The organism is Rhizobium sp. P2_G2, from assembly GCF_056403555.1.
Genome location: NZ_JBFUFF010000114.1, coordinates 1 through 17,715, shown reverse-complemented (window position 1 = coordinate 17,715; position 17,715 = coordinate 1). Strand labels below are relative to the sequence as shown.

Sequence of the window (17,715 nt, the reverse complement as noted above, 5' to 3'; positions counted from 1 at the left end):
GTGGACGTAGAGCCGCGTTCGTGCGGCTACGACCGCAAGAATCAAACGGGGTGTGGAATTCCGCGCTTGCAGAAGGACAAAGCCGGAAAAGAAACCGATTACTACATCTCGACAAATAATCTCCGGATGCCCGGCGCCCAGAGTCCATTCGTGCAGTCTGACTTCGCCGATGCCACCAAGGTACCCTTCCTGGTGACCCCGGGCGGGCTAACGTCGATCGATGGGAATGCGCTGCAAACCGGCGATCTTGTGACCGTGGTATGGCACGGCCATGTTGCGTACGGCGTCATCGGGGACACCGGTCCGACCGGGCAGATAGGTGAAGCGTCAAAGGCCCTTCTCGCTCAACTCGGCAAGAATGCGATAGAATCCGATGATCCCAGCACCACCATCATATTCTCGAACACGAAAGCCAGGATCATGAATCATTGGCCCCTGGACCCGGCCAAAATCAAGTCCGAGGCACTCAAACTGATAGCGGAAAACGGTGGCGTCATAGCGCTCAAGACCTGTGCGGGGCTTGAGACGCTAAAGTAATGTGTAAGGAAGCCGGTGGCATTGCTGACGTCAAGCAATGGCACTGATGCTAGGGGGCGCTCGGACGCTCGTCTGCCGTGGCAAGTTTCGAGCAGAATTGCGTGGTCAGGCTAATCAAATGCAATGAGAGGGGTTTTCGCAATGGCTGATTTCAACGACCATCAAGCGATGATGGCGTCCTCTAAAACTTATAACAAAGTCATTTCGGAGATCAAAAAGGCTTGGTTTGAGGCATTTGGAGAAGAATTGGTCGTCCGCGGATCCGCTCCGACCTCTCGCTTCGAAAGTATGGTGGATGAACTCCGCAGGCGCTGGACACGTCACGAGGATAAGGAGCGCCTGATCGTCGCTCTTGACCTCGAAGGCGATGAAAGGAAGAGCGTTGAAGATGTGATCGACAAGCTTGCCGCTGACAACCTTGTGAAGAACGTTGACGATCTCACCGCAAATCAGATCTTCTCCGCCATCCATGCGGTTGCATTCGATGCAGGGTCTGACGACGAGCTTGTCGAGATGGAGCTGGACGAATTCCTACGCCTCGTCTTGCGTCAGATATTTGACGGCAACAAAATCAGGGGCCGGATCAACATCGGACCGAACCGACATTTCCCTAGGCTTTTTCAGTGGCTCAGCGAATACGCCAGGAGCACCGAGTGGGAGGATGGCATTGGTTTGAAGATCCGCAACCTTTCGGGCCGCGGGCGTGTCGCGCAATATCCTATCGATCCGAAGCTGCTCAAGGTGGTGATAGATCGTGGGTATCTCTAATGTGGTAGCAAGGGAAACTCGCGTCGGGAACGTTTTGCGTGAACAAGCGACTGTATATTTCTCTTGAGTCGCTATCGTTCAACCGTTGATCGTGTAATCCGTAAGTGTATCAGATAATCAAGTCAGCGTCGTGGTTGTTTCCACGGCAATCATGATCCCATCTTCGACTAAGAATTTTCACGATAGCATAGGGGATCTCGTCAATTTCCTTGTTGACGAACATCGGAGTGAGATAGTCGGCGATCAGACCGGCACCGCCCAGAGCCTCCGACGTGGCGCGTTCGGCGTTTTCTTTCATCTCGTCCCAAAGTGCCTTGCCGCTAGGTTTCGCGCCAGCACCTCGATCGTGTCGTCCAGCCTGTCCAGCAGGAAATCCTTGGCTCCGTCGAGGAAGCCCGCGTCTTTGCGACTTCCGACGGCGTCACGAAGTATGTCGCCGATCGTGCTCCAGATGTCGGATCTCCAGATGAACGAGTACGGATAGATCTGGGCCTGGAGGAGCGGCGCTAGGTTGCTCGACACCGTCTGGAGCGCGCTGTCCTGACCGACCAGTCCGCCGTGTGTATAAAGAAGCCTGAGATTTCGGAAAGCCTCTGTGAGCCTTGGGCGGGGTTTCCGCTGCCCGGCATCTAGAAGCGCGAGTCATAGCAAGATCGTCGCCATACCCCAGCTGCGGATGGGCCATGAATCCCCCGTCCCTTGCTCCACGGTGAAATGAAACTTCTTCAGCCGCTTCGCCTCCAACATTCTCAGCATGTCCGAAAACTGATCCCGCGTGACGTCGAGTGACAAGCTGAGAGATGGAAGCTCCCCGCTCTTGAACAACGAGCCTGCGTCCGGAAACTCCGTCTTCATCGGCGTCGGGGCTATAATCATGATCACACCGGGCCAAGTGAAATGAGGCTCAGGCATGGTGAGGGTCGCCGGCAGGACGATGTAGGTGAATTCGACCGATTGGCGCGACGGCTCGTCCTGAACGACCTGTCCAAAGTTGACCGTGCAGCTTCCGAAAATTTCTCCCCGCCAGCCACCGGGTCTGATCTCCGGCAGCCTGAAGGATGGATTCTTCTTTAATGATGCGTCATAGCCGATTTTTCCAGAGCTCCTCCGGAAGGAACTTTGCAAGCTATCATCCGGGCGCACCCGGTCAGTGTGGGGTGCTCTCTGCTTTTTCATCGTCATTCCTCCCGAGTTTGCCGGTAGATGGCAACGGCATCGGCAAAGACCGTTGCGCTACTTTGCGACCGAAGGCTGCAAACCCGATAATGGCACCGGTGCTGAAGTCGCGACCCTAGCAGGCCTCATCACGGAGCGTTTGCTCAATCTGGATGAGGCATTGCCGCAGAGGCAGTCGTCCTTGGCAAGATTTTTGATGGGGCATGACTAAGCGAGGGTACCGATCTCGATGTTGCCACCTCGCTTGCCACCATCCTCGAAGCCCAGTCCGGTCTCGGCAGCCGCTTTCGCTATTCGAAAATCAAATCGCTCGACGATGCCGAGCAGTTGCGTCGTCGTGATCCAGAATTGGCCACCAAGATCGAGGAAATCCTTGCGGTGCAATTCGAACGAGCGAAGGAAATCGTCAGGGGAGATCGTGAATTCCTTACGGTGCTGACGCACGGGCTGGTGGAGAAAGGTGTCATCGCGCCCGACAAGGTCTGTGAACTGGAACAGATGGATCGCGCCGCTATCGATTTCGAAGCCACTTAATTTTTGAGAAAAGGGCCCGATCCGTGGCCCTTTTCTCAATATAGATGTTCTTAGCGCGGCGTGAAAAGCTTATCGTAAACGTCCTCGACAGGGTCCTCCCATTGCGTTCGAGGTCCAAGACTATCTAAATGCAATAGCGTCAATTCCTGGTCATATCGATCCGACCGCAGGGACATTTCAACGACCGGCTCATCGAACCAAACGCCCGCCGGATGCCGAATGCCGCTCATGGCCTCGTCACCAAATTCTTGTCTCACAGCTGCGGACGCCGCAGGCAATTCGACCACGTTGTTTTTTGTCCGGAAGTACCTTCCAGACTTCAATGCCGTATCGCTGGACTTAGCCCAGTGAGCGAATCCCTCGTTGGATATGACCAAAATCGACCTGGATTCCGTATATTCCAGCCAACGTAAGATGGCGGCGGTGAGAGAGACGCCGTAGCGGCTGGCCACGGCGCCAAGCCTTTCCAAATTTGGACGCTCTTTTGATGCTATCTGCCGCCGAAAATCATGGAAAGGCATAAGTAGGGCCGCTGCGAATTGGTCAGCTTCCTTCTCAATACCTTTGCCCGCCCTACGATTGATGCTGTTCTCATCGCAATAAATCCCACCATCGAACCGGCTGTCTTGTTCAATCAATCGGCGATGCAGGACATAATGCCCAAATTCATGTGCGACGGTGAAGGCCCGTCGGGAATCTGATTGGTCATCGTCATACATGATACCCCACTGCCGTGGTTGAGTGTCACTGTAGACCAGCGCTCCCACACATCCGGGAAGGTTTGCCCCGACAACCTGATGGATCGGACTGACAGGCGCGATCTGGGCTGAATATTCCAGCGCCAACACTTCAACATTCACGGGGTGGCGGTCAAATCGATCCGAGCCAAATACCAGATCAAGCATCTTGGTGATGCGATTTGCCTCGACAAGCGCTCTTGGCGTTTCAGGTATGGTCACTTCTTGCCCATCTTCGCTAACGATTCTGCCATTTCCCGGAGAGCCTTGCGAGTGTCATCCGGCAAGCCGCTGTACTGGCGAAAGAAAGCGATGTCTTCCGCCTCCTTGCGAGTCTTGTCGTCGCTTCCAATCAGGTAGTCGGCGGTGACACCGAGAGCTTTAGCAATCTCGGCTAATTTTTCCGCTGAAGGCCTTGGAGGGTCCTTGTTTTCAAGTTCCCAAATATAGCTTTTTGAAGAACCCGACAACTCGGCGAGTTGATCCAGGGTGAGCTTCTTCTCAGTTCTAAGCGCCTTTATTCGAGCGCCAAATTTGCCTTGCACCATCCGATTTCCTTTCCTTCTTGTCTCTTTTCCACAGGTTCGGAGTAGACGTACTGTATGACCCTTGACTTCGGAAATCAAGAGTCATATATCTTGTTCAGAGTAGCGAACTTTTTAATTAAGTTTTAGCGAACTCCATCAGTCAACAAAGGGGAGCACGACGATGACAAGCCAACTCGCGCATCAAACACAACCACTGGAGAAGTCATTTGGCAAACTACATCACCACCATCGATGGAATTGATCCATTTCTAAACCGCATCGATGCCATTCTTGCTGAGATCGCTTTCAGCGTCCAACTTCCGCCCTCACTTCACGGGAAGGCAGTTACCAGGTATGAGGCGGTACGAAACCATCTCGAAGCCGCAACCTCGATTTTCAACGATCAAATCGAGCATTTTTATCCTCAAGGTTCGATGGCCATTGATGCCACTATATCGAACCGGGGAACCGATGATGAGTACGACCTAGATATCGTCGCCCAACTCGGCGACAAGTTTCGCGCTTTGTCGCCCCTACAGATTCTGACGGAGCTTGGAAAAGCGTTGATTGGGTATCGGGGCCTTTCGGTGGTTCGTCAAACCAGATGCGTGACCATCTATTACGCCGACAACATGCATCTTGATATCAGTCCGTCGCTTCGCGATTGGGGTACCCCCGACCGACAGAGTGTCATCATGCACGCTAAAGGCCCAAAGGCTTCGGCTGACGACGAAGAAGTGCCAATGAACGCATTTGGTTTTGTCGAATGGTACCGGGGGAAGACCCCTGTTGAGCGAAGGGTTGTCGAAGCATTTTCACGCAGATGGCAAGATGCTCAAGATCGTCGCGTGAAAGTAGATGCGGACGTTGATCCAGTTCCTATCCAATCAGAATTTGTGGTCAAAAACACTCCAACGTTGGCTTTGCAGCTTCTGAAGCGGTATCGCAACATCCGTTATTCCAATCGACCCGGGCGGATGCCACCATCGGTTATGCTCTCTTACTATGCGGGGGCCGCGGCTCTTCCTGGAAGTTCTCTGACCGAAATGGTCTTGCGTATCGCTCGACGAATTATTGGCGATATCGAAAATGCGACTTTGGGGAATCAATTGCTGTACATCGCAAATCCTGTTTACGAGGACGATGTTTTCACGGACCGCTGGCCCGAAAATCTTGACCAACAGCGCCGATTTTCGACCGATCTAAAGGAATTAATCAAGGGCTTGGAAAGCGCCATCGCGGGCGAGATGCTGCCCTCGCGCCTTCAGGATTGGTTGCGCGAAGTATTCGGGGACAGGGTCGTCACTAGGGCCGTCGATCAAATGGCTCAGCAAACGAAAGCTGCCGCAGCCGTTGGCGGTCAGAGTTACACCAAACGCGGCGGCATTCTTGTTCCGGCGGCACCTGCCATCATCCCAGCCCGATCCGCATTTGCGTCACCGGTAAAGGCATCTCCGCACACTTACTTTGGAGACCAGTTCAAATGAGCAAGGAGCTAAAATCGTTACCCGAACAGTTGGCTGGAATGGCAGCTGACTGGCCGACGTTCCGGGTCGGGAAAATCAACCGGAAAAATCAGTCGGCGGTATGGACCGGTGATCTGGGGCCGCAATTCACGACTTATCGCATTCGGGTTCGATACGAAGTGGGGGAGTTCCCTGAAGTCCGCGTCCTTAGGCCGGAACTGGAACGTCGACCAGGCAATGAAGAAGGCTCGCTTCCTCATGTTTACGGTCCACTGGACGATCCAACACTTTGCCTGTTTGATCCCGACGGTGACGAGTGGGATTCCACGATGTTGCTCTCTAGGACGATCATTCCTTGGACCATTGATTGGCTGACCTTTTACGAATTCTGGCTGATGACGGGCGTTTGGTCCGGCGGAGGCCGCCATCCGACGCCGCTGACCGAGGAGACTCCAGCATGAATTATATCGCACCACCCCGTTCAGATGGCACCAATCACCGAGGCCGTCAAAAGCAACCGTGGCCCAAGGACCGACTGTTTCGAATTCTATCGGTCGACGGCGGCGGCATTAGAGGTATTTTCCCGGCTGCGTATCTGGCTGAGATCGAAAATCGCTTTTTAAACGGAAAAGCCATTACGTCATATTTCGATATGATTGCGGGCACGTCGACCGGTGGCATTGTCGCTTTGGGCCTTGCTGACGGCATGACCGCAAGACAGGTTCTGGAAATCTACACTGATCGCGGCGAGACGATCTTTCCATCACCGAAAGGTCTTGGTGGGCTCGTGAAGAAGTTGCGGTTTCTAACAAAGCCAAAACACGACCAACGCGTGCTGAAGAATGAACTGCTAAGAATTTTCGGCGGCAAGGTACTTGATGACGCTTCAACCCGGTTGGTCATCCCGACCTTCGAGGCGGTCCACGGTGAGCCATATATCTACAAGACGCCTCATCATCCAGACTATCAGCTGGATCGGCACAAGACGTTTGTMGATGCCGCGCTACACACGACAGCGGCACCGGCTTATTTCGCAGCTGTCGACAATAACGGGCATATCATGATCGACGGTGGCGTCTGGGCCAACAACCCAACCATGAACGCCGTCGTTGACGTGATCGCTTGTTACGATATCCCGCTGGAGAATATCCGTATCCTATCTCTGGGTACCGGCGAGGAAGTCCTGAACCTGAAGCAATCGCAGCTGACGGGTGGCATCAATGGCTGGGGGATTTCCATCGGAGTGCCGCCCCTCTACAAAATGGCTTCGCGAGGCCAATCGAAGAATGCCATCGGCCAAGCAGGTCTTCTCATTCAACGACGCAACATTATTCGCATCGACGTTGACGAAAGAGGTCAGCAGATCGCCCTGGACGATGTCGCCAAGTCGAAAAAGGAACTTCCTCGGTTGGCTCGGAACGCGGCAGAGAGCACTGGGCAACTGATCGATACAATGTTTCTGCAGGACGAAGCTGATCCCTTCGTTCCAAGTCCTCTGAGGTCGTCGGGGTTGCATCGAGAAGCTTAGCGTAACCGATTGCATCCCGGTGCCCCACCGACGCCGATGGCGCAATAGAAGAGGCTGAAAAATGCCCGCAATGGACGAAACCGCTGGCCATTTGCTGTTTCGTGTTCTTGGAACTACATAGGAGAGATTAGGGCGTCGCCGATTGCGACTGCAAATTGCAGATGACGAAGATATTATGGGAATTGAAGTAAGCGATAAGAAGGCCGTCAGTTTAAATGATCAACATGAGAATGGGGTAAACACCTCAATTAACGGCAATCCCAGCAGAAGTCGATTGAAGGGCATTGAGTTCGTCCACATCTTCAGTCGCAACCAGAACGGCTCCCGTCGAGACGATGGAAATCCGCTAATCTTTGCTCTGAAGGGACGTCGAGGCTTTTCGATAACACCCTTCTGGGAAAAGCAGATCATGAACCGCGCTTCGGCTATCCTGTCTTCTGTGAAAAACGAGTTCACGGATATCGACTATTGTATGCCCGTGCCGTCTTCGTCGCCTTTTTGCAGCAAATTCGCGGCGCTGGTTGCGCACGTTCTTGAGAAGCCCATTCTCGATCCAAAATTCATTCGAAAGAAGCGAGTTGGTGAGATTCTTGCTCAGATAGAGAAGAATCCACCCAAGGTTCGACATGGTTTGAAGACAACGTACACCTCGCAGCTGAACGCCTGGCAGCAAACCGACCCGCTCGCGGAATATCAAGCCAAAGAGATTGACTTATCGCTGCGACATCTGTTCGACATGTTCACGATTGACGGCGAGGCTCCAGTTCTTCATGGAAAGAAGGTGCTTATAGTCGATGATCTGTTTGCAACCGGATCGTCGGTCATCTCAATTAGAGAGATTGTGCAGAATCAACTTGGAGCGGAGGTAAGGTCAGTTTGCTTTTTGAGCGGCGCACAAAAGACTTGACCATTTCCATCGCAGCCCCTATCTTTGCAACAGTGCTCGGAGCAATCCGCGACCCTGTATCAACCTCAGGGTCGTAAAATATGAGGCAGGGCCTTAAAACCTTGCAGGTCCGCGCTAGCACCGTCTACCGAGGTCAAACCCTTAAGGGGAAAATATCGGGAAGCTACGAAGCGGGTAGCAAGAATATGGAGAGGGAGGTCGCGAGGCCTCCTTTTTTCATTCTGGCACCCTGAATGGACTGGCTTGGCAAATCAAGTGTCGATTGTCGGGCGATATCTGACGGATGTTCGTAGCTTACCTTTCAGAGGGAGCTGCAAAATCTAGCCCGAATTCACACCAAGGCAAACGCCAGACAAATACATTAAGTTGTCGTGAACGAATTCTCGCCTTGCACGACAATGGAGCATACCTTGGGCCAAGCAAAGAATAAATCGTCGGGGCGGCAGCCGCCGCGCCGCGAACGCGCTATTGCTATTGCGCCAAAGGAGGATGGATGTAAGGGAAACCTCTGCGCAAATGCTCTAAGGCCCAGAGGTCGCGAGATCGAATGGCCTGGCGTAATTTGTCGCAGTCAACTGGCCCCAATACATCGTTCGAATTGTACCAGCGTATACGCTCGTCGACGAAATCCTTCTGCGCAAGAAGTTCAATCTCGTTATTAATCTGACTTCTGAAGTCATTTTCTACAGCACTTGGCTCGCAGAACCGTTCGAGAGCTTGAGTAGATCGTTCTAACGCGAACAAATATACTCGTTCATTAGAGTGGGCCGCTTTATCAACGTCATTTTCACCTACACATGTAGACACGTAATACCCGAACGCGTCATTGAACTCATTAACCTCTCTTTGCTGATCTGGTGTGGGCGGATTGTAAATACCGTCAGGAACAATCTGATCGTYGTCTACCCACGGCACCTGTCTGGTTTCAAAACTAAAATATGCTTTAAGGTCGTCAGAAAAAGCAGGGCTGCCAATTCTAATTTGAATACTTCTCTTTTCACGAATGCCAGGTGTTTGGATGGAAAGGAAAGGAGAACGGCTATTGACCTTCACTATAACCCCTGTTTCGTCTTTATCAGTCAAAGGAAGGGGTTCAATGGATGTGCGTGTCCGCCATAATTCTTTGTAGTTCTTTTTTGACATGAAAGCGTCTGCACAAACAAAAATCTCGTTAAAATACTTGTCTTTATCGATGCGATGCACAGGATAACCAACTTCATAGGGTATGTTTGGATAGTTATAACCAATTGTTAATATAGCTGCAGCAATAAATGACATTAATGTCCAAAAATACAGTCTCCTCTCTGCGTAGTAAGTGAACGATCTATTCCATAGAGCCAAAAATAGGTATAAAAAAAATATTAATATCAGGAATCCCATCAAATAAAGCAAAGGCGATACCCAAAAATATGAAACGAACGCTTTATATGACATATTCAGGCCTTATTTTTATTTTCTTTGTCCGTAATACTTGTGGCTTGATCTAAAGACGATTTTCCGAAAAGAGTTTCAAATATCAAACCCATGAATACACCGAGGGCAGTTTCGATAATTGATAAGGTCAACTTAAGATCATCTGGATTTTGTCCTTGATTTTCAAATGCATAGCTATAAATGGCGTAAATTATCCCTGTTGAAAACGCCAAGGTGAATAGGACAGCGAGCACCGCAAATTTCACATCGATCGGCTGGCCATAATCAGGGTCAGCCGTCGGATTTCTCATATGGCGCGCGACCTCTTTTATGTAAGCTAGCGCATAGATGGACGTGACTGGAGCCAAAATCAGTGCTGTGATTTGGAAACTTTGAAGATTCATCCTAGGCTTCAACCATAGAAAGCAGAGGAGCATAGCCAACAAATGGAGTAGCACCAATGAGAAGCCGATACATGTCTTGACATGACGAAGTTTTACCATCGATTCCTCCTGTGGTAGCGCTAAACTACTATGAAGCTTTATAACGTCAATGCCTCATCTGATGGGTTGCCGGATCGTGATGGATACCACGCCACTGTCAGCCATTTGGCAAGGCTCGCTCTAAGCACAAAACGGGTTTGATGTGTGTCTTTAATGCATACCCAACCGAGTTACCCGCGTTCACCAAGGAGAAAGCCTTAGACAGCGGAATTTTCTTGCCCATAATGAAGTTCTGCACAAAGCGCTTCCCGATGATTTTCCGGAAAAAGTACGTCCCTACGGGACAATCTTCAAACTGATCGGCGGAACAAATGCCGCCACGTCAGTTCTCAAGGGCTCTGATCGTGTCGCGCTCTTGGAAGCGGTAAAAGGGAACGCTCCCTCAATCGCAAAACGAGATCCGCAAGAATTTGTGCAACTACAAAAAGATATCGAACTCGTAAGTCTCGACAGGATGATCGAAGCGTTCGAGCGAAAACTCGGGCGCAACCGCAACGAACTGGAGCGGCAACGGCTATTCGAAATCAATCCGTTTATTCTATCGATGATTTTTGGATATCCGCTGGTTGTCGTGCAACCCTCCGCCTCTGTGGGCGGTGGAACCGTTGCTGGCACTGGAACAAAAATCGCGGATTTCTTATCCAAGAATAGCTCGACCCACAATGCTGCACTTGTGGAAATCAAACGGCCAAACACAACGCTGTTCGGTGCTGAATACAGGGCAGCAGCGTGGGCTCCGTCGCCGGCGCTGACGGGCGCAGTAGTCCAAGTGCTTGATCAGCGGCAGAACTTTGTCTCCAATATTGCACCGATCAAGCATTGGTCTAAAATTCCTGAGTTGGAGGCTTATTCTGTCGATTGGGTTCTTGTCGCTGGCAGAACGCCCACAGTTACTGACCAAATAGCATCTTTCGAGTTGATCCGGAGCCAGACGTGCGTATTGTCACCTTCGACGATCTTCTCGGAAAATTGGTGCTGTTGCGCGAAATGCTCTCTGGCGAACGATATGTCTCGTCAGTTGACCCTGCCGATTACGATTACGATGACGACGACGATGGCCTCATTCTTGACGACGAAGACCCTAACGAATGGCCATGTTTATCCATTGCGATCACGATGCGAACTAGATCACCAAGTATCGTTCTCAGCTGTGGCCACGGCGCTTCTTTGAGCTTCATCCCAGGATCCTCCATTCGAATGAGACAATGGAGCTTGGCTGTCACTTCGACGAGCGAGGTCGGATTGGCTGTCCATAGTACGCGCGCCAATATTCCTTCCTGCGCGGAAAGAACACGTTCGGAGGCAAGGGCAGCGCTGAAGCCGAACTTTTCGTCCGCGTCCTTCCATTTCTTCCGGCGGCGGCGTAGCTGAGATTGCGCTTGTGTAATCTGGTCGGCGTTCAGTTTGGATTTCAGCCGCTCGATTTCAACGAAGGAGTCAATAATCACGGACGCTGCTTGGCCAGGAATCGCAATCTCCACAATCGGAAAGCTGCCGGCGGCCGCAAGTACCTGTGTTTCAAGTTTCTGCTGAAGTCTTGTGATGCGCTCACACCGTCGGTGGATGACGTACCACTCCTGCCATAGTTGCGCAGCCGACTTCCGACCAGGCTGCTGGCGGCTTGCCAGTTTCCGAAGTTCCGCGGTCCGTGACGTCAGGATCTTTGCCGTGACGTTGAGGAGATTCCGGCGAGTGATCGCAGGTGCAGGATCCGCTTGTTCGCCTTGAATGGAATTGCTTTTTCTGCGGTCACCTGAAGGCAAAGTTCTGCTAGTCTCAGAATCAGCCATGATCCAAGCTCCAGTAAGCTAGATTGTGGTCAGGCTGGGTGACGTGTTCGCGCATGTCATCCAGCCGGTATCTGAGCAGAATAAACGTACCTGTTTATTTCGTCAATAACCGGGAGGGCGACTGGGTCGTGCTTGCCAGTAAGGATAGTGATCATAGACCATGGGACGTCCGGCACTGAATGTTGAAGAAACAAAAGTCCGTCTCTCCCCTGAGACGAGGGCTCGCATCAAGGCCCTGGTGGGAAACTATCAGATCGCTGCGTTCATTCGAGTGGCTGTAGAGAACGAGTTGGCTCGGCGAGAGGCCGAAAACAATGCGAACCAATCGCCCTCGCAGGACGCTGCTCCAGAATGAAGTTAGGCCCGGGGGCCATCATTGCCGATCGAACATCGCCTTGAACTCCGCATCCTCGAAATACCGCAGCTTCCTGGCCCGGACTGGCCGCTGCCCCTGACGAAGCAAAATCATTCGATCCGCGGGCAATCTCATGATCTCGTCCGGGTTGATAAGATCGCGGGCGGAGATATGTTGCGAGGTGGAGTTCTTGCCCTCGCTCCATGATTTTGTCGTGTACACCGCGTCGGTCTTGCCGATCGCCTTGCCGATGAGCTCGGCCGTCTCGACATCATTTACCCCAAACACTTGCAGCACGGAAGCGTTCGACAGAAATGTGCCGGCGCTGCGGCCATAGGTGGCGCGCAGCTGGTGGATGTCCTGCAGGATAGGCCAGAGCTGGACGCCATATCCGGCCATCAAACCCATTGCCCGCTCGACGGGCGCGAGCCGACCGAGCGCCGCGAACTCGTCCAGCAGATAGAGTACGGGCTGGCGCGGAGACGTGGCGTCACGGGCCAAGTCCGTCAAGCTTTGTGTGACGAGCAGCCGCAACCATCTGGAATAGGTCGACAGGCGGTGCGGCGGAAGCACCAGGAACACCGAGGCGGGGTTGCGCTTGAGATCGGCGAAGGAAAAATCCGATCGGCCCAAGACCGCCGTCATGCGTGGACTATCGAGGAAATGCGTGTGCCGCTGCGCGGCGGAAAGAACGCCCGAAGCCTCTCGATCCGACTTGCCAACTTGCCGGTTGGCTGCCCTGGCAATCAACCCGCTGCAGTCAGGCATGTCCTGCATCTGTGTGAGAAGTGCCGCAAAGCGGTCCGGTGCCAATGCTAAGGCTCTCCGAAGTGTTCCAAGATGCCGATCGGCCGGCGGCTCTGCGGCCACGACATAGAGGAGCAGCCCGGCAATGAGCGCCTTTGCTTCCTCGTTCCAATGCGCGTCTCCCGCCATGCCTGGCTCGTCGAATACAAGAGCGTCGGCCAGCATACCGGCATCTTCGGCGACATCCAGCCCGTTTGCATCGAGCCGGTCGAGAGGATTGAACGCGGATGGCTGCCAACCCGTCACTCCGAACGGATCAATGACGTGAACTGGTCCGAATCTTTGGCGCGCACGACCGGCGATTTTCACATTCTCGCCCTTCGGATCTATGCAGATCACCGAACGCTCTGCAGTGAGCAGGTTGGGGATAATGGTGCCTACGCCCTTACCTGTTCGTGTCGGCGCCATGGTCAACAGATGCGCCGGCCCGTCATAGCGCAAGAGATCGCCGGATTGCGGATCGCGCCCGATCAGAAGCCCGCTGTCGCCCGCCGCCAGCGACCGCCTTTCCTTTTTGTCGGCCCAGCGCGCGGATCCGAATACAGAGGGCATCGGGCTGTCCTCGATGAAGGCGGAGAGGGCGCCGAGTATGCCGAAGGTAATCGGAAGAAAGGTGGCTATCACCGCGATCGTCTCGCTGACTGGTCCAGGAGCAAAACCACCGACCACTCGGATGAGGAAGCTGATGAGGAGAATTAGCGTCGAGAACACCGTTCCGATGATGACGCAGACGATGGCAAGCAGGGGCGCCGTGAGCAGCGACTTCATGAAGTTGGAAAAGGTTATCAACCTTGCCTTCCGCTGCTTCCTGGGTCGGCCGATGGCGGTTCGAGAATATCATTGAACAGCAACCTGTCGCCATCGCGCGTGAGAAATCCGGGAAGTTCTGCACGCAACCAATCGAGCAGCCGCGCAGCGAAGGCCGGATCATTCGAATGTTCCAGTCGATGGAGCACGAGAGCGCCGAGCAGGATCTTGCGCCTCGTGTCGCGGGCACGTTCCTGTTTGCCAAGGCTCGCTACCAGCGTCTTTCGGCGCTGTTCCAGTTCAGCGATCCTCTGGGTGATTGGCTTTCGTACCATATTCATCTCCATTCACTGGAGACGAGGCTACGCTGCAGGCTAGCAGCCTCAATACTGTGAATCCTACAATAGCCGCGCATGCTGACATCCCTTAGACGGAGAGAGCGGAGCGAAAGAAGTTCCAAGGGCGCACTTACGAGTTGCTGCGCAACTCAGCGCTCAGAATGCCCGCTTCGCTCAACGGGGGCTGGCATGGCGATTTACCATTGCAGCATGAAGCCGATTGCCCGCGGCGGTGGCCGCAGCGCGGTGGCTGCCGCCGCCTATCGCACCGCAAGTCGGATCCTCAACGAGCGCGATGGCCTAGTGCACGACTTTACCAGCAAGCGCGGCGTCGAGCATTGTGAGATCGTCCTGCCCGAAGGTGTCGATGCAGGCTGGGCGCTGGACCGGGCAACGTTGTGGAATGCCGTCGAGGGTGCCGAAAAGCGTAAAGATGCGCGTGTCGCCCGGGAATTCGAGTTGGCACTTCCGCATGAGCTAAACCGAGACCAGCAGATTGCCTTAACACGCGCCTTCGCGCAGGATCTGGCCGACCGGTTTGGTGCGGCAATCGACTTCGCAATCCATCGACCATCCGGCGATACCGACATCCGCAATGTGCATGCCCATGTGCTGATGACGACGCGCACGATCGGGCCGGACGGGCTTGGCGACAAGACGCTGATCGAGCGAGAGAACAAATGGCTGCTGAACAACAATCAACCGACCTCGCATATGCAATTGCACGACATTCGCCAGGCTTGGGAGCACCATGCCAACCGAGAACTCGTGCAGGCCGGTCTCGACGTCCGGATCGATCATCGTTCGCATCTTGAGCGTGGGCTGGAAATCGAGCCGACCGAGCATATGGGCGTTCACGCCTCACAGATGGACCGGCGCGGTCTTGGTGTGTCTCGCGCTCGCAATGAGGCGCAGGCAGCAGCACGCAATGCGACCCTCATCCGCGAGAAGCCCGAGCAAGTCCTGACACTGATCACTGAAGAGAAGAGCGTCTTCGATCGTCATGACGTGGCGCGCGTGCTGCACCGCTATATCGATGACGTGCAGGCATTCCAGAATGCCTTTGCCTCGGTGATGATGTCGCCGGCCCTGGTGGAATTGCAGCCGGAGAGGAATGGCGAACTGGCGCGCTATTCGACGAAGGAGATGGTGGAAATCGAGCACGCCATGGCTTCGCGCGCATCGAATATGAAGGGTATGCGAAACCACGGCGTGGACATCTCTTACGTCGAGGCCGCATTGACCCGGCAGCATGACGCGATCAAGGCTGCAGTGGCTGCTTCCCTTGATGAAACGGTCGAGAGTGGCAATATGCCCCGTAGCGAGCAGAGCCAGCGAAATGCGAATGCCGGGCTCAGCGAGGAACAACGTCTTGCCGTCAGGCATATTACCGGGCCAGAGCAGATCGCTGCCGTCATCGGCTTTGCCGGCGCCGGCAAGTCGACCATGCTGGCGGCGGCCCGCGATGCGTGGGAAGGCCAGGGTTATCGCATTCATGGCGCGGCATTGGCTGGCAAGGCAGCGGAGGGATTGGAGGAGTCGTCCGGAATTGCGTCTCGCACCTTGGCGTCCTGGGATTATGCCTTGCAGAACGGGAAAGGCCAGCTAGGGAAAGATGATATCTTTGTCATCGATGAGGCCGGCATGGTGAGCAGCCGGCAACTTGCAAAATTCGTCGGTGAAGTCCAGGCACGCGGTGCAAAGCTCGTCCTGGTCGGCGATCACGAGCAGTTGCAGGCGATTGGAGCGGGTTCGCCGTTCCGGGCGATCGTCGAGCAGGTGGGAGCCATTGAGCTCTCGGAAATCCGCCGCCAGAAACAGGAATGGCAGCGCCAGGCGTCGACCGCCTTTGCCACCCATCGGACGGGGGAGGGATTGGAAAAATATGCCGAGCATGGAGACGTGCGTTTCCTCAAAGATCGGGACGTTGCGCGAGCCGACCTGGTGGCGGATTATCTCGCGGATCTCGACCAGCGGCCGTTGGGGTCCCGCATCGCGCTGGCGCATCGTCGCACTGATGTTCGGGCAATCAATGCTGACATCCGGTCAAAGCTGCAGGCAAATGGAAAACTGGCGCGGGGCGAGCGGGGGACTGGCGAGCTTGGGTGTGAGCGCGTCTACCAGACCACTGACGGTAAGCGTGCGTTCGCGCCGGGTGATCGGATCGTGCTGCTGGAGAACGACCGGCATCTCGGTGTGAAGAACGGCATGCTGGGAACAGTCATGGCCGTCGAACAGAACGCGATACAAGTCAGGCTCGACGGCGCGGTGCTGAACAAGACCCGCGAGGTCACTCTGTCGATCAAAAGTTACCAGGCCTTTGATCATGGCTATGCGACCACAATTCACAAATCGCAGGGGGCGACGGTCGATCGCGCCTATGTCATGGCGTCGAAGACGATGGACCGACATCTGACCTACGTGGCGATGACGCGCCATCGCGACGCGGTCCAGCTGTATGTTGGGCAGGATGAGCTGAAGGATCCCAAGGCGCTCGCCGCCAGCCTCGGCCGGTCGGGGGCGAAGGAGACGACGCTTGACTACACCGGCGCCTTCGGCGAGCGGAGGGACATGGTAGGGGAACTCGGCATCCGCAGCGAGATTGCCGTAGGTGTCGCGCCCGGTCAGGCTGAGGTTCAGCCGGTCGCTCGCGACAGTGCTATCGGTGCGCGCCTTCGCTCCCCAGCCGATCTTCGGCCGTCAGACGCCCAAAATGGAATGCAACCAAGTAAGGCGGACGGTCCTGCGGAACGGTTTCCGCCACTCATACCGGCATGCACCACGTATGATCGCAGCGTCGAGGACGTCGCGCGCAAAAAGGCCATGCCCGACCTGGAGCACGCAATGGAGGCTGTCCGCTCCGTCGCGCGCGAGGTTTATGTCGATCCGGACACTTTTGCGTCCAAGATTGGCAAGGCCATCGTTGGGCAAGACTCTGGGGCGCACGGCTACCCAAAATTGGTTGCCGAGCGCCCCGAGCAGTTCGGTGAGCTGCGGGGCAAGGTTGGGCTATTCGGCAAAAACAGTGAGCGGAAGGCAGCACAGCACCGTGCCAAGGCTCTCAGCCATCACGTTGCGTCTGCCGTCAAGACGTGGGAGCGGAGGCTGGAAGCCGAGCGGCGATCCGAGACATGGAAGCGGGAAAAACAGGATGTCGTTGAGGTACCCAGTTTGACCGCTCGGAGTGAGGAGGTCCTAAGGGAGCTGGACGCCACGCCACGCGCGGAGAAGGACGCTTTCCTGGAGAAGATTGCCGGCATGCCGGAAGGGGCACATGCGCTGCAGGAGGCAGAGGCGCTCGTAGCTGCACTGCAGCAGCGGTTTGGCAGCGCCGATCCTCGCGAGCTCATAAAACACATGAAGCGCATTGAGCCAGAACTCGCCGCGCGTGTCGATCGCATCACGGACATCGCCCGGATCGTTGATCGTGCGCATAGGCAAGAACTATCGTAAGCGCCGTCTCCGCCCCATTGGATTGGCTATATTTTGAGGCTTGCTGCGTGTGCGAGAAGGTTTCCAGGACTAACTGGAGATTTGCATGGCAGAAGATGGATTTGTGGGTCGCTACGAAGTTGTCGAGCC

Annotated in this window: 17 protein-coding genes and 1 pseudogene; 9 read left to right on the top strand and 9 right to left on the bottom strand. The window is 54.6% G+C overall.

Translation table 11 applies throughout. The annotated features are described in order from the left end of the window. Both AC1D06_RS36790 and AC1D06_RS36785 read left to right on the top strand, forming a co-directional pair. Positions 1 to 537, top strand: a 537-nt coding sequence (locus AC1D06_RS36790; RefSeq protein WP_477990605.1) for a hypothetical protein, incomplete at its 5' end; no start/stop codon positions are given. A 141-nt stretch (positions 538 to 678) separates the two neighbouring features. Continuing rightward, on the top strand, positions 679 to 1,305 hold the full coding sequence (locus AC1D06_RS36785; protein ID WP_477990604.1) for a hypothetical protein: 627 nt from the start codon (positions 679 to 681) through the stop codon (positions 1,303 to 1,305). A 109-nt stretch (positions 1,306 to 1,414) separates the two neighbouring features. On the opposite strand, the gene AC1D06_RS36780 is transcribed toward AC1D06_RS36785, so the two are convergent. Both AC1D06_RS36780 and AC1D06_RS36775 read right to left on the bottom strand, forming a co-directional pair. Beyond that, a complete protein-coding gene (locus AC1D06_RS36780) occupies positions 1,415 to 1,603 on the bottom strand; it encodes a hypothetical protein (RefSeq protein ID WP_477990603.1) in 189 nt (62 codons plus the stop codon). A gap of 344 nt (positions 1,604 to 1,947) precedes the next feature. Next, positions 1,948 to 2,481, bottom strand: a complete 534-nt coding sequence (locus tag AC1D06_RS36775; protein WP_477990602.1) for a hypothetical protein — start codon at positions 2,479 to 2,481, stop codon at positions 1,948 to 1,950. A 348-nt stretch (positions 2,482 to 2,829) separates the two neighbouring features. Here AC1D06_RS36775 and AC1D06_RS36770 point away from each other — a divergent pair, with 348 nt between their 5' ends. Beyond that, positions 2,830 to 3,015 carry a hypothetical protein gene (locus tag AC1D06_RS36770; RefSeq protein WP_477990601.1) on the top strand — a complete coding sequence of 62 codons (186 nt, stop codon included), beginning with the start codon at positions 2,830 to 2,832 and terminating at the stop codon, positions 3,013 to 3,015. 50 nt (positions 3,016 to 3,065) lie between these two features. Here AC1D06_RS36770 and AC1D06_RS36765 read toward each other — a convergent pair whose 3' ends face one another. Next, positions 3,066 to 3,974, bottom strand: a complete 909-nt coding sequence (locus tag AC1D06_RS36765) for an ImmA/IrrE family metallo-endopeptidase (protein WP_477990600.1) — start codon at positions 3,972 to 3,974, stop codon at positions 3,066 to 3,068. Then, positions 3,971 to 4,300 (bottom strand): helix-turn-helix domain-containing protein, encoded by a 330-nt coding sequence (locus AC1D06_RS36760; RefSeq protein WP_477990599.1) that lies wholly within the window; start codon positions 4,298 to 4,300, stop codon positions 3,971 to 3,973. Before AC1D06_RS36760 ends, AC1D06_RS36765 begins: the two co-directional genes overlap by 4 nt. 206 nt (positions 4,301 to 4,506) lie before the next feature. Here AC1D06_RS36760 and AC1D06_RS36755 point away from each other — a divergent pair, with 206 nt between their 5' ends. The 4 genes from AC1D06_RS36755 (at position 4,507) to AC1D06_RS36740 (ending at position 8,180) form a co-directional block, all read left to right on the top strand. Beyond that, positions 4,507 to 5,766 (top strand): nucleotidyltransferase domain-containing protein, encoded by a 1,260-nt coding sequence (locus tag AC1D06_RS36755; protein WP_477990598.1) that lies wholly within the window; start codon positions 4,507 to 4,509, stop codon positions 5,764 to 5,766. Beyond that, positions 5,763 to 6,206, top strand: a complete 444-nt coding sequence (locus AC1D06_RS36750; protein ID WP_477990597.1) for a type II CBASS E2 protein — start codon at positions 5,763 to 5,765, stop codon at positions 6,204 to 6,206. Before AC1D06_RS36755 ends, AC1D06_RS36750 begins: the two co-directional genes overlap by 4 nt. After that, the gene (locus AC1D06_RS36745) at positions 6,203 to 7,273 is read left to right on the top strand and encodes a CBASS cGAMP-activated phospholipase (protein WP_477990596.1); all 1,071 of its coding nucleotides are present in this window, start codon (positions 6,203 to 6,205) and stop codon (positions 7,271 to 7,273) included. Before AC1D06_RS36750 ends, AC1D06_RS36745 begins: the two co-directional genes overlap by 4 nt. 142 nt (positions 7,274 to 7,415) lie before the next feature. Next, positions 7,416 to 8,180 carry a phosphoribosyltransferase gene (locus AC1D06_RS36740; RefSeq protein WP_477990595.1) on the top strand — a complete coding sequence of 255 codons (765 nt, stop codon included), beginning with the start codon at positions 7,416 to 7,418 and terminating at the stop codon, positions 8,178 to 8,180. A 471-nt stretch (positions 8,181 to 8,651) separates the two neighbouring features. On the opposite strand, the gene AC1D06_RS36735 is transcribed toward AC1D06_RS36740, so the two are convergent. Both AC1D06_RS36735 and AC1D06_RS36730 read right to left on the bottom strand, forming a co-directional pair. Continuing rightward, positions 8,652 to 9,458, bottom strand: a complete 807-nt coding sequence (locus tag AC1D06_RS36735) for a hypothetical protein (RefSeq protein ID WP_477990594.1) — start codon at positions 9,456 to 9,458, stop codon at positions 8,652 to 8,654. Between the two features lie 158 nt (positions 9,459 to 9,616). Next, on the bottom strand, positions 9,617 to 10,096 hold the full coding sequence (locus tag AC1D06_RS36730; RefSeq protein ID WP_477990593.1) for a hypothetical protein: 480 nt from the start codon (positions 10,094 to 10,096) through the stop codon (positions 9,617 to 9,619). A gap of 454 nt (positions 10,097 to 10,550) precedes the next feature. Between AC1D06_RS36730 and AC1D06_RS36725 the strand changes: the two are divergent. Next, a pseudogene (locus tag AC1D06_RS36725) lies at positions 10,551 to 11,021 on the top strand (Shedu anti-phage system protein SduA domain-containing protein); the annotation flags it as partial. 112 nt (positions 11,022 to 11,133) lie between these two features. Here the strand turns inward: AC1D06_RS36725 and AC1D06_RS36720 are convergent. The 3 genes from AC1D06_RS36720 to AC1D06_RS36710 form a co-directional block, all read right to left on the bottom strand. Further along, positions 11,134 to 11,886, bottom strand: a complete 753-nt coding sequence (locus AC1D06_RS36720; RefSeq protein WP_477990607.1) for a hypothetical protein — start codon at positions 11,884 to 11,886, stop codon at positions 11,134 to 11,136. Between the two features lie 373 nt (positions 11,887 to 12,259). Continuing rightward, entirely contained in the window at positions 12,260 to 13,816 is a 1,557-nt protein-coding gene (locus AC1D06_RS36715; protein ID WP_477990606.1) for a type IV secretory system conjugative DNA transfer family protein, read from the bottom strand. A gap of 17 nt (positions 13,817 to 13,833) precedes the next feature. Then, on the bottom strand, positions 13,834 to 14,130 hold the full coding sequence (locus tag AC1D06_RS36710) for a mobilization protein (RefSeq protein ID WP_477990592.1): 297 nt from the start codon (positions 14,128 to 14,130) through the stop codon (positions 13,834 to 13,836). Positions 14,131 to 14,322: 192 nt separating this feature from the next. Here AC1D06_RS36710 and traA point away from each other — a divergent pair, with 192 nt between their 5' ends. Beyond that, entirely contained in the window at positions 14,323 to 17,586 is a 3,264-nt protein-coding gene (gene traA / locus AC1D06_RS36705; protein ID WP_477990591.1) for a Ti-type conjugative transfer relaxase TraA, read from the top strand. Positions 17,587 to 17,715: the final 129 nt, after the last annotated feature.